This is a genomic window from Blastococcus saxobsidens (genome assembly GCF_010682065.1).
Taxonomy (GTDB): domain Bacteria; phylum Actinomycetota; class Actinomycetes; order Mycobacteriales; family Geodermatophilaceae; genus Blastococcus; species Blastococcus saxobsidens_B.
In genome coordinates, this window is record NZ_JAAGWG010000002.1 from 331548 (window position 1) to 354415 (window position 22868).

The window sequence follows — 22868 nt, forward strand, 5'->3', positions numbered from 1 at the left end:
TTCACTTCCTGCCGATCTCGTAGACGTGGGCGACCACGGTGGCCTTCTCGCCGGGACGGGCGAAGAAGGGCGCGGAGTGGGCGCGGAAGGCGGCGATCGACGGGTCGTCACTGCGGTCGACGGCCTCCGCACCGTACTGGTACGCGTCACCGATGCCGTGGTTCTCCCCGATGCTGCCGAGCTGGCGGTCGAAGACGACCGTGGTGACGTTCGGGTCGTCGTCGTTCTCGCGGGAGTCCAGGTGCGGGACGATGTCGTGCGCGTTCTCCAGCGCCAGCACCTGCACCGACGGCGGCACGTCGGCCCGGGCGATCGGCGACCCGGCGGTGACCACGCTCTGCACGTTGAAGTCGAAGGCGGGTGTGCGGGCGTCGTGAGCCGCCTGCGCGGCGACCATGCCGCCCTGGCTGTGGCCGACCAGCATGACCGGGTCGCTGGAGCTGGCACCGGCCCGGCGCAGCGCCTCGGCGATCGCCTCCTGCCGGGTGGTCACGTCACCGCCGAGCACCCGCACGTTGGTGCCCAGGTCGTGCGTCTGCGGGTTCACCGAGCCGCCGGGCAGGTTCCAGTCGGCCGTGCCGGGGATGTCGACGATGTAGGCGCGGGTGCCGTCGGCGTGGGTGAGCACCCGGACATCGATCTGGTCCTGCTCCCCGCTGGACCGGGTGGCCCGGCGGTTGAGCGCGACCATCAGGTCGGAGACCGACTGCGGCGGCGTCACCGCACCGGCCTTGTCGTCGTCGGGCAGGTTGGTCACCACCGGCGTGCCGTCGGGCCACAACTGCCCGAGCCGGCGGGCCGCGGCGCGGACGTCGCCCCCGCCCAGCCAGGGCGCGGTCAGCTCGCCGGTGAGCACACTGACCAGGCTGCCCACGCCCGGCAGCGAACCCATGAGCTCGTCGACCACGCCGGGGTGCTCGGTGAGCCAGCGCTGCGGGTCGTCGATCAGGGCCGCGATGTCGACCGCCGTGCCCACGGGGTCGGTGAGCAACCGGCCGGCGCCCTCCAGCACCAGACCGCCCACCGTGACCGGCCAGAAGAAGCCCTGGGCCCAGTCGATGGTGTCGGCCATCTCCGCGAGCGCGGCGTCGGCGGCCTCGTAGGCGGCGGCCGCACCCTGCAGCGCCAGCGCCCGGGCGGCGAAGGTGGCCGCCAGGACCGTGAGCCCGCGCGGCCCGTCCAGGGCGTCGAGCAGCGCCGCGTCGAACCGGGCCACGCCGGCGGGGTTCAGCACGGCCGAGGCGAGCAGGTCGCCGTCGGCCAGCATCCCGTGGCAGACCAGGCTGGTCGAGGCCAGCTTCTCCGCCAGCTCGCTGCTGCTCCGGGCGAGGGTGACGAGGTCGGCCAGCTCCGCCTCGATGCCACCGGCCCCGCCGCTCACCTGGATCTCAGGGCTGCTCATCGGTCCCCTCCAGCAGTGCGGCGACGGTCGGGGCGACCCAGGTGCCGAGGTCGGCCGGTTCCACCGGCACCAGGTCGACCGGGCGGCGGGCCGAGCCGTCCGGCCGCGGGCGCAGCCCGAGCCAGCCGGCATCGGTGGCCAGCCAGGACACCTGCCCGGCCCCGAGGCCGGCACCGGCGCGGCCGAGCACCAGGCAGCTGAGCGAGCCCGCCGTCCGACGCTCCAGCTCCTGCGCCAGGGCCAGTTCCTCCGGCGTGCTGCCCGGCGCCGGCCGGTCCTCCAGCAGCGCGAGCGGCAGCTGCCCGGTGAGCGGAACGCCGTCGCCGGGCTCCTGGTCGGCGGGCCACGGCCCGGTGACCTCCGCGGCCCCGGGCACGGCGCGCGCCAGCTCCGCGCCCAGCCGCACCTCCGGAGCCAGCGACAGCTCCACCCGGCCGCCGGCCAGCGTCAGCACGCCGGCCACCATCCCGGACCCGACGGCGAACCAGCCCTGGCGGGCCCCGGCGCGGCCGCCGATCTCCAGCCGCAGGGTGAGCAGCGGCCGGCGGAGCACCTCCAGCTGTGCGGCCACCGCAGGCACCGGCGCACCGCCGTCGGTGACCACCCGCCGGCCGGCCAGCGAGGCGACCGCGCCGTCCCGCTCCTGTGGGGTGGTCGCCACCGGTGCGAACGCGCCCGGGGCCGTGCCCAGCCGGCCGTCGGTCAGCACCGCCCACTCCCCCGCGGTCAGGGTCAGCCGCCGCGGCGCCGCGCTCACCACAGGCCCAGCCTGCTCAGCTGGCCCGACACCGAACGCCAGGCGTCCGCGCCGGCCTCCGGCAGTGCCCCGAGAACGTCGCCGACGTCGTCGAGCAGCTCGCCGCCACGGGCCGCCTGGTCGGCCAGCCACGAGCGGACCGCCTGCTCCGCCCGGGCGATCGCCGCCAGCCGGTCGCGCACCTCGTCGGCGTGCCGGCGGAGCTCGTCGGCGGCCTGCTCCATCTCGTCGGCCGCGGCGTCGACCGCGGCGCAGTCCTGGGCGAGCTGCCGGCGGTAGGCCGACGCGGCCTCGGAGACCCAGTGCGCACGGTCGCCCTCGCGGCGGTGCTCCTCCCCCGCCGCCCGCACCTCGCGGGCGCGCTGGGTGAGCTCGGCCGCCAGCGCGTCCAGGGCGTCGGGGTCCCCGTACATGCCCACGGCCGCCCTCCCCGGTTGCTGAACTGGATCGTCAGCCTAGGTCCCGGCGCCAGGCACCGCCCGGAACCCGATCACCCGTGTGGACGTCGGCCGCGCCTGTGGACGGCGACGGGCGACGGTCCGGCGGCCACCCGGCAGGTCGTCGCACCCTGCGTGCGAGGCTGCCGGGACACCCCGACGAGAGGCGGCGACCGTGCCTTCCGACCGAGCACCCGACGCGCACGTGCAGGCCGTGCTGGACATCCCGCTGCACCGGTTCCTCGGCGTGGAGCTGCGCGACGACGACGATCCCTCGGCCGGCATCCGGTTCCCGGTCGGCACCGCCGCGCAGAACCCGGCGGGGATGCTGCACGGCGGCGTCGTCTACGCCCTGCTCGACGTCGCGTCGTTCCTGGCGCTGCTGCCCTCCCTCGGCGACGGCGAGCACGCGGTCACCCACGACGTGTCGGCATCCCTGCTGCGGCCGGTCCGGGCCGGCGCCACCGTCGACGTCACCGCCACGGTGCTGCGCCGCGGCCGGGCCGTGGCGTTCATGCGCGCGGAAGCCACCGTCGACGGCCAGCTGGTGGCCACCGGCCAGGTGACCAAGACCGTCATCGCGCCGCGCTGACCCTTCCCCGGCGCGGGCCAGGAACAGCTCCGGTGCCTCCGGCGCTGGCAGGTGCGTGATCCAACCGAGCCGGCTCTCCCTCCTCGACCGGTCCCGCACGCGCGAGGGCGAGCCGGACGACGCGGCGCTCGTCGCCGCCGTGGCCCGCGGGGCCCTTGCCGAGCAGCTCGGGTTCGACCGGTTCTGGGTCGCCGAGCACCACGGGGTCCCCGGCATCGCCGGTGCCGCGCCGGCGGTGCTGCTGGCCGCCGTCGCCGCCCGGACGACGACCATCCGGCTCGGCTCGGCCGGCGTGATGCTGCCGCACCACCAGCCGCTCGTCGTCGCCGAGCAGTTCGCCACCCTCTCGGCCTTCGCGCCCGGCCGGATCGACCTCGGTCTGGGCCGGTCCCGTGGCTTCACCGCGCCGGTGCGCCGCGCGCTGCGGGAGACCGAGCACGACTTCGCCGCCGACCTCGCCGAGCTGCGCGCCTTCCTCACCGGCACCGCGGAGATCACGCTGCACCCGCAGCCGGCCGGCGCCGTGCCGCTGCACGTGCTCGCCACCGGCAGCGGCCTGCAGGTCGCCGCCGAGCTCGGGCTGCCGGTGATCGTCGGCGGCCCGGTACTGGGCGTGGCCGGCGACCCCGGACCGGGGCTCGAGGCGCTGGCCGGTTACCGGCGCGCCTTCCGCCCGTCGGAGCAGCAGCCGGAGCCGCGGGTGTCGATCAGCCTGGACGTGCTGGTCGCCGACACCGCCGCCGAGGCCGCCGACCTGCTGCTGCCCGAGGCGTGGGCCATGGCGCGGTCACGGACGGAGGGGGCCTTCCCCGCGCTCGAGCCGGTGTCCGCCGTCCGCGCCGCCTCCCGCACGCCCCGCCAGCAGCAGTACCTGGAGCAGACCGCCGCCGCGGCGATCGCCGGCACCCCGGCCCAGGTGGAAGGCCGACTGGCCCAGCTCCTCGAGCGCACCGGCGCCGCCGAGCTGGTCGCCAGCAGCAGCACGTTCGACCGCGACGCCCTGGCCGCCTCCGACGCCGCACTCGCCGTGATCTTCGGCGCGCGGCTCAGCTGAGGCCGATCACCACATCGACATCGACCGGCGGAAGATGCCGGCCAGGTCGTCCTCGGTGACCGCCTTGGGTGAGGTGGCCAGCAGCCGCTGCTGCTTCATCGTGCCGTCGACCAGGTCGGGGATGTCGCCCTCGTCGAACCCGACGGCGCCGATCCCGTTCGGCATGTCGATGTCGCGCATGAGGTCGGCCAGCACCGTGGGCAGGAACTCGGCGAGGTCGGACGGGCGGTCGGCGCCCGGGGCCAGCAGCTCGGCGGCCCGGACGTGCCGCTCGGGCGAGGCGTCGAAGGTGAACCGGAAGGCCTCCGGCGCGGTGAGCGACACCGACATCCCGTGCGGGACCATCGCCTCCCCGCCCGGGTAGTCCTTGGGGTGGAAGTCCTTCACCTGCCCGGCGATCGGATAGGCGTTGGCGTGCGGGATGTGCACTCCGGCGTTGCCGAACCCCATGCCGGCGAACGTCGCCGCGATCGCCATGTCCGAGCGCGCCTGGGCGTCCTCGCCGTTGCGGACGGCGGTGCGGAAGGAGCCGGCCAGCAGCGACAGCGCCTTCTCCGACCACATGTCCGATATCGGGTTGGAGCCGCAGTAGGGCACCCGCTGGTCCGGCGTCCGGTGGTCGTAGGTCGTGTACCAGCGCGCGGTGTAGCTCTCCAGCGCGTGGCAGAGGATGTCCATGCCCGAGGCGGCGGTGACGCCGGCCGGCTGGGTGAACGTCAGGTCCGGGTCGATGACGGCGAGGGTCGGCCGCAACCGGGCGTGGCTGATCCCGGTCTTCACCCGGGCCGAGATCACGTCCATCACGCAGATCGTCGTGCTCTCCGAGCCGGTGCCCGTCGTCGTCGGCACCGCCACCAGCGGCTTGAGCTGCTCCGACGGGGCCTGCCCCTTCCCCACCGGCACGTTGACGTAGTCCATGAGCTCACCCGGGTTCGTGGTGAGCAGGTTGATCGCCTTGGCGGTGTCGATGCTCGACCCGCCGCCGACGGCGACGAACGCGTCCCACGGCCCGCTCGAGCGCGCCTCCTCGATGGCGGCGACCAGGCTGACGTCGGTCGGCTCGACGTGCACCCCGTCGAAGACCCGCGCCTCGATGCCGAACTGGGCCATCTGGTCGGCCACCCGCTGCGGGTGACCGGTGGCCGCCACCCCCGGATCGGTCACCACCAGGACCCGCTTCACCCCGTACCGGCTGAGGTCGTAGCCGATCTCGTCGGACGCCCCGTTGCCGAACTTCAGCTGCGGTGCGCCGTAGGTGAAGACGGTCTCAGGAGTACCGCTGACGGTGCTGGTCATGACTTCCCCCGGGGCTGGGTGGGCCGACGTCGGACTGCCCCGAACCTTTCAGATTCCCGTGATTGACACCACAGGGGGGTCGTGGTGGTGTCGGTGCACCCCGTCCGCGCTCCCAGCCCCTGGAGGCCCCCGTGACCGACACCCCCGCCGCCCCCTACCTCGGCGACCTGCTCAAGGACTCGCCGACCAACTGGGGCAAGTGGGGTCCGGACGACGAGGTCGGGGCGCTGAACTACCTCGGGCCGGAGCAGGTCCTCGCCGCGGTGAAGCTGGTGAGCTCGGGCAAGGTCTTCACGCTGCAGCGACTCATCGGCGACCCCAAGGGCGACCCGGTGTGGCCGGGCCGCACCCCCGCCGTCCGCACCCAGGTGCTCGACGAGAGCGACTGGGACGAGGGCGGCAAGGGCGCGGAGTACCCGGGCGGGCTGCACTACGCCGACGACAAGATCGACGCCTACCTGCAGGGCTCCACGCAGTACGACGCCCTCGGCCACCTCTGGTACGACGGCAAGATCTGGAACGGCTTCGACGCCCGCACCACCGTGGGCGGTCTGGAGAAGGCCAGCGTCGAGCCGATCGCGCAGCGCGGCGTCGTCGGCCGGGCGGTGCTGCTGGACATGGCCCGCTTCCGCGGCAAGGCCACCCTCGACAAGGGCGAGACGTTCACCCACGAGGACCTCGTCGCCTGCGCCGAGGCCCAGGGCACCCCGATCCAGAAGCGCGACATCCTCGTCGTCCGGACGAACTTCCTGCAGCTGTTCCACGAGCAGGGCGAGGCGTTCTACGAGGGCTTCAACGAGCCGGGCCTGGTCTACAGCCCGGAGCTGGTGCAGTGGTTCCAGGACATGGAGATCCCCAACCTGGTCACCGACACCATCGCCAACGAGGTCACCTTCGACCCGAACAACGGCGTCGCCCTGGTGCTGCACAACGCGCTGATGCGCAACCTCGGCGTCACCCTCACCGAGATCGCCGACCTGGAGAAGCTGGCCGCCGACTGCGCCGAGGACGGCCAGTACGCCTTCCTCTACGTCGCCGCCCCGCTGAAGGTCGCCAAGGCCGCCGGCACCCCGGTCAACCCCGTCGTCATCAAGTAGCCCCGGCTCATGAGTGCCTACGACGAGCGCCCCTGGCTGGCGCTCTACGGCGAGCAGCCAGCCGACTACGACGTCGAATTCGGCAACGCGCTGGAGATGTTCCGCGCCGGGGTCGCCCGCGACCCCGGCGCGGTGGCGCTGCGCTACTTCGACGGCGTCGTCACCCGGGCCGAGCTCGACGAGCTCAGCGACGGCCTCGCCGCCGGCCTGCTCGCGAACGGCTTCTCACCGGGCGACCGGCTGGCGGTCTACCTGCAGAACGTGCCGCAGTTCGTCATCGCGATGGTCGCCGCCTGGAAGGCCGGCGGGGTCATGGTGTCGATCAACCCGATGAGCCGGCAGCGGGAGCTGGACTACCTGCTCAAGGACTCCGGCGCGACGGTGCTCGTCTCGCTGGAGGCGCTGTACGACTCGGTGGCCCGGGAGGTGGTCCCGGGCACCGATGTGCGCCTGGTCCTCACCACCAGCGAGCTGGAGTTCCAGACGCGGAACGACGAACGGCTCTTCGCCGGGATGAGCCGGCAGCGGCACGAGGGGACGACGGACTTCTCGGAGTTCATCGCCACCCACCGCGGCACGACCCCGCCCCCGGTGGAGCTGGGCGCGGACGACGTCGCCTTCCTGACCTACACGTCGGGGACGACGGGCGTGCCCAAGGGCGCGATGAACACCCACCGCAACGTCGTCTTCACCGCGCAGGTCTACCGCGACTGGGTGCACGCCGGACGCGACGGCGGGGCGATCTTCGGCATCGCCCCGCTGTTCCACATCACCGGGCTGATCGGGCACATCGCGGTCAGCATGCTGGTGCCGGCACCCCTGGTGCTGGCCTACCGGTTCGAACCGCAGGTGGTGCTCGACGCGTTCGCCGAGCACCGGCCGACGTTCACCATCGGCGCGATCACCGCCTTCACCGCCCTGCTCAACGCGCCGGGCTTCGCCCGGGACCACTTCGCGTCGTTCGAGTCGATCTACTCCGGCGGGGCGGCCATCTCCCCCACCGCCGAGCAGAACTTCAAGGCCGCGACGGGCAAGCAGGTGCACAACGCCTACGGCCTGACGGAGACGACGTCGCCGATGACGGTGACGCCGTTCGGCTCCCCCTCCCCGGTCGACCCGACGTCGGGCGCGCTGTCGGTGGGCGTGCCGGCGCCCAACACGGTCGTCCGCATCCAGGACGACGACGGCAACGACCTGCCCCTGGGCGAGGTGGGCGAGATCGTCGCCGCCGGTCCGCAGGTGGTGGCGGGTTACTGGGGCAAGCCGGACGAGACCGCCGCGAACCTGCCGGGCGGGGCGCTGAAGAGCGGTGACGTCGGCTTCATGAACGCCGAGGGCTGGGTGTTCATCGTCGACCGCAAGAAGGACATGATCAACGCCTCGGGCTACAAGGTCTGGCCGCGCGAGGTCGAGGACGTGCTGGCCGAGCACCCGGCGGTGCGCGAGTCCGCGGTGGTCGGCGTCCCGGACGAGAAGCGCGGCGAGACGGTGAAGGCCTTCGTCAGCCTGAAGCCGGGGGCGACGGTGACCGAGGGCGACCTCATCGCGCACTGCAAGGAGCGGATGGCCGCCTACAAGTACCCGCGCAGCGTCGTGCTGGTGGACGAGCTGCCCAAGACCGTCACCGGCAAGATCCTGCGCCGGGAGCTGCGCGACCGGTAGGGCGACCGTCGAGGGGGTAGGAAGGCCTCCGTGAGCGCCGACACCGGACCCCGCACCCGGATCATCGCGGGCCGCTACGCGCTCGGCGACATGCTCGGGCAGGGCGGGATGGGGACCGTCTGGCTGGCGACCGACCTGGTCCTCGAACGCCGGGTGGCGCTCAAGGAGGTCACCTTCTCGCTGCACGTCACCGAGGAGGAGCGCGCCGTCCTCCGCGAGCGCACGATGCGCGAGGCGCGGGCCGCCGGCCGGCTGGAGCACCCGCACGTCACCACGGTCTACGACGTGGTCGAGGAGAGCGGCAAGCCCTGGCTCGTCATGAAGCACGTCGACGCCCGCAGCCTGCAGGAGATCCTGGAGGAGCAGGGGCCGCTGCCGCCCGCCGCAGCTGCCCGCATCGGGCTGGACGTGCTCGACGCGCTGGAGGCCGCGCACGAGATCGGCATCGTGCACCGGGACGTCAAGCCGGCCAACGTGCTGGTGGGCGAGGACGGCTCCGGCTGCCTCACCGACTTCGGGATCGCCACCACCACCGGGGACTCCAGCCTGACCACCCACGGCGCGCTGATCGGTTCGCCGTCCTACATGGCACCGGAACGCGCCTACGGCGACGAGCCGCGCCCGCCCGTCGACCTGTGGTCGCTGGGCGCCACGCTCTACGCCGCGGTGGAGGGCCGCCCACCCTTCGACCGGGGCGAGGCCATGGCCACGCTGATGAGCGTCGTGTCCGAGCACCCGGCCCCGATGCTCCGGGCCGGGCCCCTGGAGCCGGCCCTCCAGGGGCTGCTCACCAAGGACCCCGCCCAGCGGAGCACCGCCGCCACCGCCCGGTCGCAGCTCGCCGCGGTGGCCAGGGGGCGGGCGCCCGCAGCCGCGCCGTCGTCCCCGCCGTCCTCCCCACCGCCGTCGGCACCGTCGTCCCCGCCCCCGCCGGCACCGCCCGGACCGGTCCGGGGCAACTCGGTGGAGCGCATCGACGCGGCGGACCTCCTGGCGCTGGCGTCCGCCTCCCGCGCCCTCCTCGGCTCCGTGGCCCGCGACGCCCGTGATCAGGCCCGGCACATGGCCGACCGCCGGCGCGAACGCAAGGGCGGCCCGCCCCCGGTGGCCGAGCCGCGCCCCGCGCCTCCCCCGGCCCGCCGCAGGAGGCGGTTCAAGCGCCGCTGGGTGGTCGTGCCGGTCCTCACCACCGTGCTGGTCCTGCTGGTCCTGCTCATCGGCGCGGCGCTCGCCCTCGGCGCCTTCATCGACCTGTGACCGCCCGCGCGGATCGCCGCGGACTGCGGCAGGGTGGAGGCATGACCGAGACGCCGCAGCCCCGCGACATCGCGCTCGAGCAGGAGACGCCGGAGATGGCCGCCGACCTCGAGGCGCAGAGCGACACCTCCCAGGCACCGCAGGGCGACGAGGCGGACGTCGAGGGCCACCCCTCCTAGGCTCCGGCGTTCCTGGGCCCGGCTCGCCGAGGGCTCGGCCCGGCTCGTCAGCGCCCGGCGAGCTGCCTGGCGGGGATCCGCTGCCCGGCGACGTAGTAGAGCGTCGAGCCCTCCGGCACCGGGGTGTCCCAGGCCGGGCTGACCCGCAGGCCGTCGGGCCCCCGCAGCGCCAGCACGGTGGCACCGAAGGTCTGCCCGAACCAGATCTGGCAGTCACCGAAGGTGCGGTGCGCGAAACCGGCCGGCACGGTCGAGGAGTAGGTGTTGCCGTGCCCGTGGCTGCTCATCAGGTCCGCGTAGACCTGGGTGATGCCCGGGTCGGTCGCCTCCTCGGTGAGCAGGAACGGCATGTGCCACTGCACCGCCTGCACGCCGGGGCTGACGTAGCGCAGCGTGTCCCGCCGCTCCAGGTCGCGCAGCGCCGCCACGAGGTGCACCCCCGGGTGCGCGTGGTCGACGGCGACCGCCACCGCGAGCGTCTCGTTGTCGTCCCGGACATCGATCACCACGGTGCGCGCGGACGGCACGCACGCCCGCTCCATGACGTCCACGTCGGTGAGGTCGCCGCGGACGAAGTGCACCGCCGGCTGGTCGGGCATCGGGTTCTCCAGGACGTCGTCCCAGGCGCACAGCGCCACCTCGGCGCGGCCCTCCGCGGTGAGCTCGGCGACGATCCGCTCGGTGCGCCCGGGCCAGTAGCCCAGCAGCACGACGTGGTCGGACAGGTCCAGGGGAACCACACCTCTCAGGCGCCGGCCCCGCAGTGACTGCAGGGCGTCGGACAGCCGGCTGAACAGCAGGGTCAGGGTGACGATGCCGCCCACGATCACGTAGGCGCCGACGACCCGTCCGCCGACCGAGCCGGGGAACACGTCGCCGTAGCCGACGGTCGCGGCCGTGACCAGGAAGTACCACCAGTAGGTGCCCACGGCGACGATGTCGCTGCCGGCCGGCTCCACCAGGGTCATCGCCAGCCAGCTGGTCAGGTAGACGAAGACGGCCACCGCCAGGGGCAGCCGCCAGCCGGTCAGGCGCCGCCGGAAGAACCGCGAGAAGCGGTGGAGCAGGAAGGGCAACGGACCTCCTGGGGCGGGATCGGGACGACGCAAGCTACCGCGGGCGGGCGGGCGGTGCAGCCATGATCACGCGCTCGGCGAGGTCCGCGAGCACCGCTGCGGGCTCGGCCAGGCACCGGTCGAGGTCGGGTTCCACGTCGGTGAGCGCGGAGGCGGCGGCGAAACCGGCCGCCTCCAGCCGGTCGGCAGGCAGCCGCACGGCACCGGCCAGCGCCACGCAGCGGACGCCGGCTGCCGCGGCCCGCCGCGCCACCTCGGCCGGCGCCTTGCCCCGCAGCGTCTGCTCGTCGAGCGTGCCCTCACCGGTGAGCACCAGGTCGGCGCCGCCCAGGGCCTCGTCCAGACGGATCAGGTCGCAGACCAGCTCGGCGCCGGAGACGACCCGGGCGCCGAGCAGCGCCATGGCCCCGGCGGCCGTGCCGCCCGCCGCCCCGGCCCCCGGACGGCGTTCCACCCACGCGCCGCTGGTGCGGGCCAGCAGCGACGCGTACCGGGCCAGGGCGGCGTCGAGGAGCTCGACGTCGTCCGGCGTCGCACCCTTCTGCGGGCCGAACACCGCCGCCGCCCCGGCCGGGCCGGTCAGCGGGTTGTCCACGTCGGTGGCGACGACGACCTCGGTCTCCCGGAGCCGGGGGTCGAGCCCGGCCGCGTCGATCCGCACCAGCGTCGCCAGCCCTCCGCCGCCGGGGCCGATCTCCGCGCCGGCGCCGTCCAGCAGCCGCGCCCCCAGGGCCTGCAACATCCCGGCGCCGCCGTCCGTGGTGGCGCTGCCGCCCAGACCGAGCACGATCCGCCGTGCGCCGTCGTCCAGGGCGGCGAGCACCAGCTCGCCCACTCCGCGGGTGCCGGCGGTGAGCGGCGCGGGCCGGGGAAGCAGGCCCAGCCCCGCCGCCGAGGCGAGCTCGAGCACCGCCGTCCCGCCGTCCACGGCGAACGTGGCCTCGACCCTCCGCCCGTCCGGTCCGCCGACCTGCGCCGTCCGGGGGTGCCAGCCGGCCCGCAGGGCGGCCGCCACCGTGCCCTCTCCCCCGTCGGCCACCGGACGCAGCACCAGCTCCGCGCCGGGCAGCACGCGACGGATGCCGGCGGCGATGGCTGCGGCGGCCTCGTCGGCCGGCAGGCTGCCCTTGAAGGAGTCCGGGGCGATGACGATGCGCACGCCGCGCAGCATGCCCCTCGTCGTCGTACTTTCGGGTGCGTGACTGCCGAGAGCCCAGACTTCTACGCCTTCGAGGACCTGCTCGAGCCCGCCGAGATCGAGATCCGCGACCGGGTGCGCGCCTTCGGCGAGAAGGAGGTCGTGCCCCGCATCAACGAGTACTGGGAGCGGGCGGAGTTCCCGTTCGAACTGGTGCCCCTGCTGGCCGAGACCGGCATCGTCGGCGGCACGATCGAGGGCTACGGCTGCCCGGGCATGAGCAACGTCGCCGCCGGGCTCGTCGCCGCCGAGCTGGCCCGCGCCGACGGCAGCGTCGGCACGTTCAACGGCGTGCACAGCTTCCTCGCCATGCAGTCGATCGCGCTGCTGGGCGACGAGGAGCAGCGCGAGCGGTTCCTGCCGCCCATGGCGCGGCTGGAGAAGATCGGCGCCTTCGGTCTCACCGAGCCCCAGCACGGGTCCGACGCCGTCGGCCTGGAGACCTCGGCCCGCCAGGACGGCGACTCCTTCGTCCTCAACGGTCAGAAGAAGTGGATCGGCAACGGCTCCATCGCCGACTTCGTGATCATCTGGGCGCGCGGTGAGGACGGCAAGGTCGGCGGCTACATCGTGGAGAAGGGGACGCCCGGCTACGAGGCCACCGTGATGACCGGCAAGACGGCGCTGCGCGCGGTGTGGCAGGCCGAGATCACGCTGACCGACGTCCGGGTGCCGGCGGAGAACAGGCTGGCCAACTGCCACTCGTTCAAGGACGTCTCCCAGGTGCTCGACCGCACCCGGTACACCGTGGCCTGGCGGGCCCTGGGGCTGGCGACCGCCTCCTACGAGCTGGCCCTGGCCCACGCGCTGGAGCGCGAGCAGTTCGGTCAGCCGATCGCCGGCTTCCAGCTGGTGCAGGACAAGCTCGCGCGGATGCTGGCCGAGATCACCTCGATGCAGCTGATGTGCTGGCGGCTGTCCAAGCTCGCCGACGAGGGCCGGATGACCGCGGCGATGGCCTCGCTGGCCAAGATGAACCACGCGGCCAAGGCGCGGGCCATCGTCGCCGACGCTCGCGACATCCTGGGCGGCGACGGGATCCTGATCGACCACCACGTCGCCCGGCACTTCGCCGACATGGAGGCGGTCTTCACGTTCGAGGGCACCGACTCGGTGCAGGCGCTGATCGTGGGGCGCGCGATCACCGGGCTGTCGGCGATCAGCGGGCGCAAGCCCGAGCAGCGCTGAACGTCATGGCGGTGGGGCCGGGGGCTCCACCGCCGTGACGCTCGGAGCGACGGTCAGCGGGCGCTGGTGAGCCGGTTGTCGACGGCGGTGATGCGGGCGCACTCCGGGCAGCCGGTGCGGCCGATGCCGACCCGCTCCCACTTCTGCGAGCCCCACACCTGCACGATCGCCCCGCACACGGCCAGCTCCACCTCGCCGTCCAGCTCCACCGGCGGACGGTGTGCCTCGACGGCGTGCCACGGGTAGGTCTGCTGGGCCTTCTCCGTGCCCGACCAGCGGTCGGGCCGGGCGAACCCCACGGCGTACGTGTTCACGGACACATCCATGCCCGCGCGCCCCGCCGGCCAATCCCCACGATCGGGCGAACACCCACGACCCGGACGCCGGACACCCGCCACGCTCCGCAGTCGGGATCGCCGCCGGGGGCCGGGCCGCCACCCGACCGGTGGAGCGCCCGGGCGCGCTACCGTCGAGGGCCGGAGGTGCATGCGGATGGATCCGGTCAGCCTGCTGGTGGGCGCCGCCCTGCTCGGCGCCGGCTTCGTCGCCGGGCGGCTGGGCCGCGGTCGGCGCACGTCCCCACCGCCACAGGTGACGCCGTTGTGCGGGTGCGGCCACACGCTGAGCCAGCACGACACGGAGAGCAACACCTGCTACGCCGAGCTCCGCCGCGACACCTACGACAAGCGTGGCCGCTGGTCGGGCCACAGCTGGGTGCCGTGCACGTGCCGGCGGTACGTCGGACCGCGGCCGATCGACGAGGTGTTCGTCCCGCGGGTGCTGCCGCCGGCCGACTGAGCCCACGACTGATCCGCAGCCCGCGCGGGCATCGAGAGCACGTGAGCCCTCGCCCCGCACCGCCCCGCGGCGCCCGCGCCGACAACCTGCTGGCCGTCACCGAGCCCGCCCGCGCCCTGGTCAGCGCCGGTGCGCTCGCCGCCGGCCTCCCGCTGCTGCGGCTGGCTCCCCGGGGTGACGGGCACCCGGTGCTGGTGCTCCCGGGCTGGCTGGCGTCCGACGCCTCCACCCGCACGCTGCGCCGCTGGCTCGGCGGCCTCGGCCATCCCACCGTGGGCTGGGACCTCGGCCGCAACCGGGGCCCACGACCGGAGGTGGTCGACGGCGTGCGGACCCTCGTCGAGCGGCTGGCCGACCGGCACGGCACCCGGGTGAGCATCGTGGGCCAGAGCCTGGGCGGGGTCTTCGCCCGCCGGCTGGCCGAGCGCAGCCCGCACCTGGTCCGCCAGGTCGTCTCGCTCGGCTCCCCGTTCGCCGGGGTCGCGCCCCGGAAGCGGCCGCCGTCGGGCGCCGGGATGTACCAGGCCTACCGCGAGCTGCGCGCCGTCGAGAAGGTGCGCCCGGCGCGGCCGCTCCCGGTGCCCAGCACCTCGGTCTACTCCCGGTGGGACGGGGTCGTCGACTGGCGGACCTGCCTGCAGCAGGAGGGGCCGACCAGCGAGAACGTGGCCGTGCACGCCAGCCACCTCGGCATGGGCATCGACCCGGCCGTGCTCTGGGTCGTCGCCGACCGGCTCGCCCAGCCCGAGGACGCCTGGCGCCCGTTCCGGCGCCCCACCCGCTTCGGCCTGCGCTCCCTCTTCCCGGAGGAGTGACCGCCCGCAGTCAGGTCCAGGTGGTCCCGGCGGCGAGCACGACGAGGGCCACGGTCGTCCCCGTCTCGACCACTGCACCGAAGACGTCGCCGTTCACGCCACCCAGCCGACGGGCCGCGTGCGCCGTGAGCGCCGCCGCGGCGGCCAGTGCGAGCAGCACCGCGGCGACGGCCCACCCGGCGTCGGCCGCCGAACCGCCGGCCAGCAGCCGCAGCCCGGCCGCCGCGACGACCAGCAGCACGGTGGCGGTCCAGCGCACCCCCGGCGAGCCGGCCCCGGCCACGAGCACCCCCAGCGAGGAGCCGGCCGCGGGCGGGCGCGCCGCGGCGTGCAGCACCGCGACCCGGCCGGTGGTCGTCGCCAGCAGCACGACGACGAGCCCCGCTCCCGGGGAGGACTCCCCGAGCACGGCCGCCAGCGCCCCGCCCTGCACGAGCAGACCGCAGACCAGCGCCGCGACCCCGAACGCGCCCACGTCGGGCCGCCGCATGATCGCCAGCGCCTGCTCGGCGGGACGTCCGCTGCCCAGCCCGTCGGCGAGGTCGGCCGCGCCGTCGAGGTGCAGGCCCCGGGTGAGCAGGGCGAGCGCGCCGACCACGAGCGCGGCGGCCAGCAGCGGCGCTCCCTGCTCCGCTCCCCGCCAGACGGCGAGCGCCGGCACGAACGCGAGCGCACCGAGGACGACCCCCACCACCGGCAGCCAGCGGAGCACCCCGGGGCCGGGCGTGCGGGCGGAGGCCGGCACCGGCAGCACGCTGAACACGCCGAGCGCCGCGAGCAGGCCGGTCACCGCAGCCGCTGCGGCAGTCCGGCGGTGAGCAGCCAGACGCGCTGCGAGGCCGCGGCGATGCGCGCGTTGAGGATGCCGAGCTCGTCGCGGTAGCGGCGTCCGGACGCGGTGGCCGGCACGACGCCGGAGCCCACCTCGTTGCTCACCGCCACGACCCTGCGCCGGGTGTCCACCCAGGCGGCGACGACGTCGTCGACGGCCCGCGCCAGCCGGGCGTCGGCGCCCTCGGCGTCGGTCCAGACGCCGCAGTCGTCCATGACCCGGGCCAGCCAGGTGGACAGGCAGTCGACCAGCACCGGCGGGCCGGCCTCACCGAGCACGCGCACCAGGTCGACGGTCTCCACGGTCCGCCAGTCCTCGGGCCGGCGGTCGCGGTGCAGCGCCACCCGCGCCGCCCACTCCGGGTCGCCGTCGTCCGCGGGCAGGCCGCAGGCGACGTAGTCGACCCGCCCCCGGGCCAGCAGTTGCTCGGCGTACCGCGACTTGCCCGAGCGAGCGCCACCGAGCACCAGGGTGCGGCGCGGACGGCGCAGGTTCACGACACCCGCCCGGCGGTGCGGCGGGCGCGCAGCGCGGTGAGCAGCAGCTGGGCGGCCAGCGCCGCGCCGACGCCCTCACCGGCGCGCAGCCGCAGGTCCAGCAGCGGCTCCAGCCCCAGCTCGGTGAGCACCTCGGCGTGCGCGCGCTCCCGGCTCCGCTGCCCGGCGACCAGCGCCGTCTGCGCGGCCGGTTCCAGCCGGACGGCGACGGCGGCCGCCACGGAGGTCACCAGGCCGTCGAGCACCACCGGCACGCCCGCCGCGGCGGCGCCGAGCGTGACGCCGGCCAGCACCGCGATCTCGGGGCCGCCCAGGGCGGCGAGGACGGTCAGCGGCTCGGCCAGCGCCGCACCGTGCTCACCGCGCGCACGGTCCAGGGCGGAGCGCACCACGGCGCGCTTGCGCTCCAGCATCGCGGCGTCGGCCCCGGCGCCGAGGCCGACGGCGTCGTCGGGGCGCAGGTCCAGCAGCCCGCAGGCCAGCGCGGCAGCCACCGTGGTGTTGCCGATGCCGACCTCGCCCAGACAGACCAGCCCGTGCCCGGCGAGCTCCCGGCCGAGCATCCGGCCCTCCTCCACCAGCGCCGCGGCAGCGGCGGGGGTGAGCGCGTCGGCGGTGACGAGGTCGCCCTGCGGATCGGGTGAGACGGCGGCGTGCGCCAGCACCCGCAGGCCGGCCTGGCGCGCGGTGGACGCCCCGAGGGACTCCCCCGTGCCGGTGGCGGCGAGGACGTCGGCGGTGACCGAGGCCGGATAGGCCGAGACGGCGTGCGCCGCGGCGACGGGATGGTCACCGGCGACCACGAGCAGCGTGCCACCGGCGGGCTCGGCGCCCGGCAGTGCGAGCACCCGGTCGACGGCGCGGTCCAGCACGCCCAGCGATCCCGGTACGGCCAGCAGGTCGTCACCGGTGTCGCGCGCCGCCACCACGGCCTCGGGCTGCGGGCCGGCCAGGTGCGACACGGGCGCCTCGGGGCTCCCGTCGGCCGGCCAGCGCTCGGCGAGCACGACGTCCTCCAGCGGCGCGCGGCTGGACCACCCGTGCCGCATCAGCCCCGGCTCCGGCGGGCGCTCGTCCGGCCAGCCCAGGCACAGCCAGCCGAGGGTCTCCACGCCCTCGGGCAGGTGCAGCAGCTCGGCGAGGTCGGCCGGCTGGAACAGCGTCACCCAGCCCATACCCAGGCCCGAGGCGCGGGCGGCCAGCCACATGTTCTGGATCGCGCAGGCGCAGCTCCACAGGTCCGCGTCCGGGAACGTCGCCCGGCCGAGCACGCCAGTGGCGTGCGTGCGGCGGTCGCAGGCGACGACGACGCCGACCGGGGCCTCGCGGATGCCCTCGAGCTGGAGGTCGAGCAGCCGGGCCCGCCGGTCGGGGGTGAGCTGCTCGGCCTGGCGCAGCCGTTCCCGGTCCGCGAGCACCGCGGCGCGGTCGCGGGTCTCCTGCCCGGTGACGACGACGAACCGCCACGGCTGCGAGTGCCCCACCGACGGTGCGCGGTGACCGGCCTCCAGGACGCCGCGCAGCACCTCGGGCGGCACCGGGTCGGGCCGGTAGCGGCGGATGTCGCGGCGGGCGCCGATCACGGTGTGCAGCGCCTCGACCGTCGCCGGGTCGAACGCCCAGCCCGACGGGTCGGCGGCCCGCTGGGCGGCGTGGGTCTGGTCACCGATCACCGGGACCGGCCGGGGCCAGGTCATGCCACCTCCTCGTCGCGTCTGGCGGAAACCCTCGCACGGCGGGCCGCGCGTGCGGGTGCCGGTTCCCCCCGCAGTGGAGGGTTCCACCCCCGCCGAGTGCGGCAGCAACGGTCCCGCGGCGCCGTGCCGCCATGCGGGTCGAGCCGCGCCACCGGACGTCGAGCCGCGCCGTGACGCGGCCTCAGGGCCGGTGGCGCGGCTCCACCTCCCGGTGTCTCCCGCCCCGGGCGCCGGGCCCTGGCTCCCCTGGGGGGAGGTGAGCTCCGTGCGCAACACCTCGGTGCCGGGCTCAGCCCTCGGTGCCGCCGAGCTCGGTCAGGGCCTGGCGCAGCGCCGCCACCCGGTCGGCACCGAGCGTGGCGGCCAGCGCCGACTCGTGCGCGCGCACCAGCCCCTCCCACCGCCGCAGCCGGTGCCGGCCGGGGTCGGACAGGTGGACGACGACCTTGCGGCCGTCGTCGGCGTGCGGCAGCCGGTAGGCCAGCGTCTGGTCGACGGCGGCGTCGACGAGCCGGGTGCAGGTGGGGGCCGGCAGGTGCAGCGCGGCGACCAGCTCCCCCATGGTGCGGCCGCCACCGGCCAGCGCCCGGAGCAGCCGGTAGCCGTCGAGCGTGGCGCCGTCCTCGGCGAGCGCGGCGGCGACCCCGCCGGCCACCCGGCGCTGGGTGACCGTCAGCAGCTCGACCAGGTCGTCGGTGACGTGCTCCGCGCGCGCCCCGGCGGCGCCGCGACCTCCCGGAAACATGGGGGCACCATACTTCTCTGCGTGTCCGGCTCCCCCCGCCCGCTGGACCCGTGGGAGCTCCTGCTCACGGGTCCCGAGACCGGCGTGCTGCACGTCGGGCTCGCGGTGCCGCTGTCGGGGCCGCTGGCGCTCACCGCGCCCTCGGCCCTGGACCTCGCGGGCCTGGCTGTCGACGAGGTGAACGCCGTCGGCGGGGTGGACGGCCGCGAGGTGCGGCTGGTGGCCGTCGACTCCGGTCGCGCGCCGGCGGTCGTGGCGGCCGAGGCGGCGGCGCTGTTCGAGGCGGGCGCCTTCGACGTCCTGGTCGGCTTCCACACCAGCGACGTCCACCGGGCCCTGGAACGGGTGCTGCCGCCCGGTGCCCGCTACGTCTACACCCCGCCGCACGAGGGCGGGCGGCAGCGGCCCGGGGTGCTCCGCACCGGCACCTCGCCGGGCGAGCAGCACGCCGCCGCGCTGGACTGGCTGGTGCGCCATCGCCGGGCCCGGCGCTGGGTGCTCCTGGGCACCGACTACGTCTGGCCGCGGGCCGTGCACCGGGCCGCGCACCGGGCGCTGGCCGGGACGGGAGCCGAGGTGGTCGGCGAGGCGCTGGTGCCCTTCGGGCCCACCGACATGGGGCCGCTGCTGGACCTCGTGCGGCGCACGCGTGCCGACGGCGTGCTGCTGAGCATGGTCGGGCGCGACCTGGTCACGTTCAACCGCGAGTTCGTCCGCGCCGGGCTCGACCGGCGGGTGGTGCGGCTGTCGGGCGCGCTGGAGGAGAACGGCCTCTACGCCGTGGGCGGCGACGGCACCGGCGAGCTCTACGCCTGCATGCCCTCGTTCGCCTCCGGCGGCGAGGGGCCCGACGAGGCGCAGCTGGCACTGGAGGAGCGGCACGCCACCCGCTCCGGGCCGAGCGCGCCGGTGGTCTGCGCCTACGCCCGCGGGCTCTACGACGGCGTCCGGCTGGCCGTCTCCCCCGGCGGCACGCGGCGCGGGTCGCGGCGCACCGCCCCCGCCCGGCTGGCCCTGGCCGAGGGTCTGACGCTGCGCGAGATCCCGGGTCTTCTCACCGCTTGAGACGGTACTTCCAGATGGAAGGAAACCGTCCTACTCTGCTGGCGCCCGGCACCGCACCGGGATGACACGGAGGAAACCGCGCATGAGCGAACCCCGCACCACCAACGGCCCCACCCTCGGCGGCGTGACGCCCGCCGCGAGCGAGCAGGGCGTGGAGTCCTTCGGCTACAAGCAGGAGCTGAAGCGCTCGCTGAGCTTCAGCGACCTGCTGGTCTACGGCCTGGTCTTCATGGTCCCGATCGCACCGTTCGGCATCTTCGGCGGCGTCTTCCAGGCCTCCGGCGGCATGGTGGCGCTGGCCTACGTCGTGGGCGGGCTGGCGATGGCCTTCACCGCCGCGTCCTACTCGCAGATGTCGCGCGCCTTCCCGATGGCCGGCTCCGTCTACACCTACGCCGGGCGCGGCATCGCCCGTCCGGTGGGCTTCATCGCCGGGTGGATGGTCCTGCTGGACTACCTGCTCATCCCTGGCCTGCTGTACCTGATCTCCGGCTTCGCGATGAACTCGATCGTGCCCGGGGTGCCGGTCTGGATCTGGGTCGTGGCGTTCGTCGTCCTGAACACGATCGTCAACTACTTCGGCATCGAGTTCACCGCCCGGGTGAACAAGATCGTGCTCGTCGCCGAGCTGGTCGTGCTGGCCGTCTTCCTCGTCCTCGGCGTCGTCGCGCTCTCCTCCGGCGAGGGGCGCGGGTGGGACCTCTCGCCGATCTACGACGCCGACACCTTCTCCCTGGAGCTGGTCTTCGGCGCGGTCTCCATCGCGGTGCTCAGCTTCCTGGGCTTCGACGCCATCTCCACCCTCGCCGAGGAGAACCGCGACTCCGCCCGCTCCCTCGGCAAGGCGATGATCGGCGCGCTGGTGCTCGCCGGGACGCTGTTCGTCGTCCAGACCTGGGTCGCCGCGCTGCTCGTGCCCGACCCGGACACCCTGATCGCCGAGGGCGACGCCGCCGGCACCGCCTTCTACGACGCCGCCGAGGTCGCCGGCGGCGCGTGGCTGGGCACGCTGACCGCCGTCGCCACCGCCATCGCGTGGGGCTTCGCCAACTCGCTGGTCGCCCAGGCCGCCACCTCGCGGCTGCTGTTCGCGATGGCCCGCGACCGCCAGCTGCCGAGCTTCCTCGCCACGGTGCACCCGGTCCGGCGCGTGCCGGTGAACGCCACGTTCCTGGTCGCCGCCATCTCCCTGGCGCTGGGCATCTACATGAGCACCCGCGACGACGGAATCACCCTGCTGTCCACGCTGGTCAACTTCGGCGCCCTGTCGGCCTTCCTGCTGCTGCACGTGTCGGTGGTGGTCCACTACGTCGGCCGGCTGGGCAGCCGGAACTGGTGGCTGCACCTGGTGGTGCCGGTCGTCGGGTTCGCGATCCTGGCCTACGTCGTCTACAACGCCCAGGTGGCCGCGCAGGAGCTCGGCTTCGTGTGGTTCGCCATCGGCATCGTGCTGCTGGTGTTCCTGCTGGCCACCGGACGCAAGCCCGAGCTCAAGACGGAGGAGAACCTGTGAGCCTGGAGGTCGTCGCCCTCGACCCGACCCCCGAGCAGTACCGCTACGTCTTCGGCGGTGCGCCGGAACCGCTGCTGCGGGTCCGGCCGGGCACGGTCGTCGAGCTGACCACCGAGGACTGCTTCGGCGGCCGGGTGACCAGCACCGGCGACCTGCCGAGTGCGGTCTGCGACTTCTCGCAGCTGAACCCGGTCACCGGCCCGATCCACGTCGAGGGCGCCGAGCCCGGCGACACGGTCGCGGTGCACTTCGTGGAGATCGCGCCGGCCCGCGACTGGGCGGTGTCCACGACGTTCCCGCACTTCGGGGCGCTCACCGCCACCCACAGCACGGCAATGCTGCACGACCCGCTCGAGGAGGTCGTGTGGGTCTACGAGGTGGACCGGGAGCGGGGCACCTGCCTCTTCCGGCCGCGCCGCGGCGGCCCGGAGGTCGAGCTGCCGCTCGACCCGATGCACGGCACCGTGGGCGTCGCGCCGGCCGGCGGCGAGGTGTTCGCCACCATCACCCCGGGGGCGCACGGCGGGAACATGGACACCCCGGAGCTGCGTGCGGGGGCGACGGCGTACTTCGGCGTCAACGTGCCCGGCGCACAGCTGGCCATCGGCGACGGGCACTGCCGGCAGGGCGAGGGCGAGGTGTGCGGCACCGCGGTCGAGGCGGCCATGCGCACCGTCGTCGTCGTCGACCTGATCAAGGGCACGGGCACCCCCTGGCCGCGGCTGGAGACCGACGACTTCATCATGTCGACCGGCTCCACCCGCCCGCTGGAGGACGCCTACCGGGTGAGCCAGCACGACCTGGTGACCTGGACCGCCGAGCTCACCGGATGGGACACGCTGGACGCCTACCAGCTGGTGAGCCAGGCCGGGCTCGCCCCGGTCGGCAACGTCGTGGACACGAACTACACGATGGTCGCGAAGCTGGCCAAGCAGTACCTGGGCCGCGAGGGCGTGACCGTCGCCGACGGCGTGCACGACCGGCTGCGGCAGACCGGGGCGGCCTACCTCGCCCAGCGCTGAGGCCGCCGGGGTCGTCGCCGTGTCGGCATGTCGACACGGCGACGACCCGACACGGCGACTCCTCGACAGGGCCGCCCCGCGCCCGGTCGTCAGCGACGCAGCGCGCGCAGCAGCTTCCCGACCCCGAGCGCGGCCGCACCCGCACCGGCCACCCACGGCCCGACCACGATCACCGGGTCCAGCAGGTGGTGGCGGGCGTCGGACCGCCCCTTCCGGGAGCCGACGCCGCCGCGGGTGAACTCGGCGCGCACCCCGGTCGCCGGCACGTCCGGACGCGTGGAGGCGAAGGACCGCAGGTGGCTGCCCCAGGCGTCCACCCGGTCGCCGGCGATGAGCAGCATCCAGTGCGCCAGCCGGCCCTCGCCGAAGCGGACGTAGGCGAGCCGGCGGATGGCGCCGGAGACTCCGTGCAGCGGCTGGGCGGTGCCGAAGACCGGGGTGACGAACGCGTGCTCGATGGAACGCTCGCGCCCCTCGGCACCGGGCTGCCGCTCGGGGAAGTCCCAGTGCGCGCCGGAGGTGCCCGGGGCGTACTGCAGCTTGGGGTTCGACGGGCGGTCGGCCGGGTCGAGGTCGGCGCCCCAGCCGGGGATGCGGGCCCGCAGCTCCTCCCGGCTCGGCGGCGGGGTGCGCTTGTCGCTGACGTAGACGGTGGGGACGCCGTCCTCGTGGTTCTCGGTCACGGTGGC

Annotated in this window: 24 protein-coding genes; 12 read left to right on the forward strand and 12 right to left on the reverse strand. The window is 74.9% G+C overall.

What is annotated here, in order from left to right; translation table 11 throughout:
• Position 1 precedes the first annotated feature (1 nt).
• From GCU60_RS02685 to GCU60_RS02695, 3 genes are read right to left on the reverse strand one after another with little or no spacing between them, the layout of a single operon-like run.
• Positions 2-1402, reverse strand: a complete 1401-nt coding sequence (locus GCU60_RS02685) for an alpha/beta hydrolase (RefSeq protein WP_163202063.1) — start codon at positions 1400-1402, stop codon at positions 2-4.
• A complete protein-coding gene (locus GCU60_RS02690; RefSeq protein WP_163202064.1) occupies positions 1389-2159 on the reverse strand; it encodes an ESX secretion-associated protein EspG in 771 nt (256 codons plus the stop codon). Before GCU60_RS02690 ends, GCU60_RS02685 begins: the two co-directional genes overlap by 14 nt.
• Positions 2156-2572, reverse strand: coding sequence for a putative T7SS-secreted protein (locus GCU60_RS02695; RefSeq protein ID WP_430537407.1), 417 nt, complete (start codon positions 2570-2572; stop codon positions 2156-2158). The genes GCU60_RS02690 and GCU60_RS02695 overlap by 4 nt, the downstream gene beginning before the upstream one ends.
• Before the next feature lie 199 nt (positions 2573-2771).
• On the opposite strand from GCU60_RS02695, the gene GCU60_RS02700 reads away from it, so the two are divergent.
• Together GCU60_RS02700 and GCU60_RS02705 are read left to right on the forward strand one after the other, a co-directional pair.
• The gene (locus GCU60_RS02700; protein WP_163202066.1) at positions 2772-3188 is read left to right on the forward strand and encodes a thioesterase, FlK family; all 417 of its coding nucleotides are present in this window, start codon (positions 2772-2774) and stop codon (positions 3186-3188) included.
• 55 nt (positions 3189-3243) lie between these two features.
• Positions 3244-4242: an MsnO8 family LLM class oxidoreductase gene (locus tag GCU60_RS02705; protein ID WP_163202067.1), complete on the forward strand. Its 999-nt coding sequence runs from the start codon at positions 3244-3246 to the stop codon at positions 4240-4242.
• A gap of 6 nt (positions 4243-4248) precedes the next feature.
• Here the strand turns inward: GCU60_RS02705 and GCU60_RS02710 are convergent, their stop codons facing one another.
• Positions 4249-5538, reverse strand: coding sequence for a hydroxyacid-oxoacid transhydrogenase (locus tag GCU60_RS02710; protein WP_163202068.1), 1290 nt, complete (start codon positions 5536-5538; stop codon positions 4249-4251).
• Positions 5539-5669: 131 nt separating this feature from the next.
• Here GCU60_RS02710 and GCU60_RS02715 point away from each other — a divergent pair, with 131 nt between their 5' ends.
• The 4 genes from GCU60_RS02715 to GCU60_RS19760 are packed head-to-tail and all read left to right on the forward strand — an operon-like array spanning position 5670 to position 9733.
• Positions 5670-6635, forward strand: a complete 966-nt coding sequence (locus GCU60_RS02715) for a cyclase family protein (protein ID WP_163202069.1) — start codon at positions 5670-5672, stop codon at positions 6633-6635.
• Positions 6636-6644: 9 nt separating this feature from the next.
• A complete protein-coding gene (locus GCU60_RS02720; protein ID WP_163202070.1) occupies positions 6645-8297 on the forward strand; it encodes an AMP-binding protein in 1653 nt (550 codons plus the stop codon).
• Positions 8298-8327: 30 nt separating this feature from the next.
• Positions 8328-9554, forward strand: coding sequence for a serine/threonine-protein kinase (locus GCU60_RS02725; protein WP_345770343.1), 1227 nt, complete (start codon positions 8328-8330; stop codon positions 9552-9554).
• A gap of 41 nt (positions 9555-9595) precedes the next feature.
• On the forward strand, positions 9596-9733 hold the full coding sequence (locus GCU60_RS19760; protein WP_204261228.1) for a hypothetical protein: 138 nt from the start codon (positions 9596-9598) through the stop codon (positions 9731-9733).
• Positions 9734-9780: 47 nt separating this feature from the next.
• Here the strand turns inward: GCU60_RS19760 and GCU60_RS02730 are convergent, their stop codons facing one another.
• Together GCU60_RS02730 and GCU60_RS02735 are read right to left on the reverse strand one after the other, a co-directional pair.
• Positions 9781-10809 carry an ion channel gene (locus GCU60_RS02730; RefSeq protein WP_163202071.1) on the reverse strand — a complete coding sequence of 343 codons (1029 nt, stop codon included), beginning with the start codon at positions 10807-10809 and terminating at the stop codon, positions 9781-9783.
• A 34-nt stretch (positions 10810-10843) separates the two neighbouring features.
• Positions 10844-11968: a glycerate kinase gene (locus GCU60_RS02735; RefSeq protein ID WP_345770345.1), complete on the reverse strand. Its 1125-nt coding sequence runs from the start codon at positions 11966-11968 to the stop codon at positions 10844-10846.
• 39 nt (positions 11969-12007) lie between these two features.
• Between GCU60_RS02735 and GCU60_RS02740 the strand changes: the two genes are divergently transcribed.
• Positions 12008-13195, forward strand: a complete 1188-nt coding sequence (locus GCU60_RS02740) for an acyl-CoA dehydrogenase family protein (RefSeq protein ID WP_163202073.1) — start codon at positions 12008-12010, stop codon at positions 13193-13195.
• 53 nt (positions 13196-13248) lie between these two features.
• Here GCU60_RS02740 and GCU60_RS02745 read toward each other — a convergent pair whose 3' ends face one another.
• On the reverse strand, positions 13249-13509 hold the full coding sequence (locus tag GCU60_RS02745; RefSeq protein WP_104527928.1) for a hypothetical protein: 261 nt from the start codon (positions 13507-13509) through the stop codon (positions 13249-13251).
• A 178-nt stretch (positions 13510-13687) separates the two neighbouring features.
• Between GCU60_RS02745 and GCU60_RS02750 the strand changes: the two genes are divergently transcribed.
• Complete coding sequence (locus GCU60_RS02750) at positions 13688-13993, forward strand: hypothetical protein (protein WP_163202074.1); 306 nt, start codon at positions 13688-13690, stop codon at positions 13991-13993.
• A 41-nt stretch (positions 13994-14034) separates the two neighbouring features.
• Positions 14035-14808, forward strand: a complete 774-nt coding sequence (locus GCU60_RS02755; RefSeq protein WP_345770346.1) for a lipase family alpha/beta hydrolase — start codon at positions 14035-14037, stop codon at positions 14806-14808.
• Positions 14809-14818: 10 nt separating this feature from the next.
• On the opposite strand, the gene GCU60_RS02760 is transcribed toward GCU60_RS02755, so the two are convergent.
• The 4 genes from GCU60_RS02760 to GCU60_RS02775 form a co-directional block, all read right to left on the reverse strand.
• Positions 14819-15598, reverse strand: coding sequence for an adenosylcobinamide-GDP ribazoletransferase (locus GCU60_RS02760; RefSeq protein WP_204261230.1), 780 nt, complete (start codon positions 15596-15598; stop codon positions 14819-14821).
• Complete coding sequence (locus tag GCU60_RS02765) at positions 15595-16137, reverse strand: bifunctional adenosylcobinamide kinase/adenosylcobinamide-phosphate guanylyltransferase (protein ID WP_345770347.1); 543 nt, start codon at positions 16135-16137, stop codon at positions 15595-15597. Before GCU60_RS02765 ends, GCU60_RS02760 begins: the two co-directional genes overlap by 4 nt.
• Positions 16134-17834 (reverse strand): 5,6-dimethylbenzimidazole synthase, encoded by a 1701-nt coding sequence (bluB, locus tag GCU60_RS20870; RefSeq protein ID WP_163202075.1) that lies wholly within the window; start codon positions 17832-17834, stop codon positions 16134-16136. The genes GCU60_RS02765 and bluB overlap by 4 nt, the downstream gene beginning before the upstream one ends.
• Positions 17835-18123: 289 nt before the next feature.
• Positions 18124-18579 carry a MarR family winged helix-turn-helix transcriptional regulator gene (locus GCU60_RS02775; RefSeq protein ID WP_163202076.1) on the reverse strand — a complete coding sequence of 152 codons (456 nt, stop codon included), beginning with the start codon at positions 18577-18579 and terminating at the stop codon, positions 18124-18126.
• A 21-nt stretch (positions 18580-18600) separates the two neighbouring features.
• Here GCU60_RS02775 and GCU60_RS02780 point away from each other — a divergent pair, with 21 nt between their 5' ends.
• The 3 genes from GCU60_RS02780 (at position 18601) to GCU60_RS02790 (ending at position 22179) form a co-directional block, all read left to right on the forward strand.
• Positions 18601-19644 (forward strand): ABC transporter substrate-binding protein, encoded by a 1044-nt coding sequence (locus GCU60_RS02780; RefSeq protein WP_163202077.1) that lies wholly within the window; start codon positions 18601-18603, stop codon positions 19642-19644.
• A gap of 82 nt (positions 19645-19726) precedes the next feature.
• Positions 19727-21157: an APC family permease gene (locus GCU60_RS02785; protein ID WP_163202078.1), complete on the forward strand. Its 1431-nt coding sequence runs from the start codon at positions 19727-19729 to the stop codon at positions 21155-21157.
• Complete coding sequence (locus GCU60_RS02790; protein WP_163202079.1) at positions 21154-22179, forward strand: acetamidase/formamidase family protein; 1026 nt, start codon at positions 21154-21156, stop codon at positions 22177-22179. Before GCU60_RS02785 ends, GCU60_RS02790 begins: the two co-directional genes overlap by 4 nt.
• An 89-nt stretch (positions 22180-22268) precedes the next feature.
• On the opposite strand, the gene GCU60_RS02795 is transcribed toward GCU60_RS02790, so the two are convergent.
• On the reverse strand, positions 22269-22862 hold the full coding sequence (locus GCU60_RS02795) for a hypothetical protein (protein ID WP_345770348.1): 594 nt from the start codon (positions 22860-22862) through the stop codon (positions 22269-22271).
• Positions 22863-22868 lie beyond the last annotated feature (6 nt).

Bases quoted from the DNA above. Each gene is read 5' to 3' on its own strand.
- GCU60_RS02685 (WP_163202063.1), bottom strand. From the start codon at position 1,402: ATGAGCAGCCCTGAGATCCAGGTGAGCGGCGGGGCCGGTGGCATCGAG.
- GCU60_RS02695 (WP_430537407.1), bottom strand. From the start codon at position 2,572: ATGTACGGGGACCCCGACGCCCTGGACGCGCTGGCGGCCGAGCTCACC.
- GCU60_RS02710 (WP_163202068.1), bottom strand. From the start codon at position 5,538: ATGACCAGCACCGTCAGCGGTACTCCTGAGACCGTCTTCACCTACGGC.
- GCU60_RS02720 (WP_163202070.1), top strand. From the start codon at position 6,645: ATGAGTGCCTACGACGAGCGCCCCTGGCTGGCGCTCTACGGCGAGCAG.
- GCU60_RS19760 (WP_204261228.1), top strand. From the start codon at position 9,596: ATGACCGAGACGCCGCAGCCCCGCGACATCGCGCTCGAGCAGGAGACG.
- GCU60_RS02750 (WP_163202074.1), top strand. From the start codon at position 13,688: ATGGATCCGGTCAGCCTGCTGGTGGGCGCCGCCCTGCTCGGCGCCGGC.
- bluB (WP_163202075.1), bottom strand. From the start codon at position 17,834: ATGACCTGGCCCCGGCCGGTCCCGGTGATCGGTGACCAGACCCACGCC.
- GCU60_RS02775 (WP_163202076.1), bottom strand. From the start codon at position 18,579: ATGTTTCCGGGAGGTCGCGGCGCCGCCGGGGCGCGCGCGGAGCACGTC.
- GCU60_RS02785 (WP_163202078.1), top strand. From the start codon at position 19,727: ATGAGCGAACCCCGCACCACCAACGGCCCCACCCTCGGCGGCGTGACG.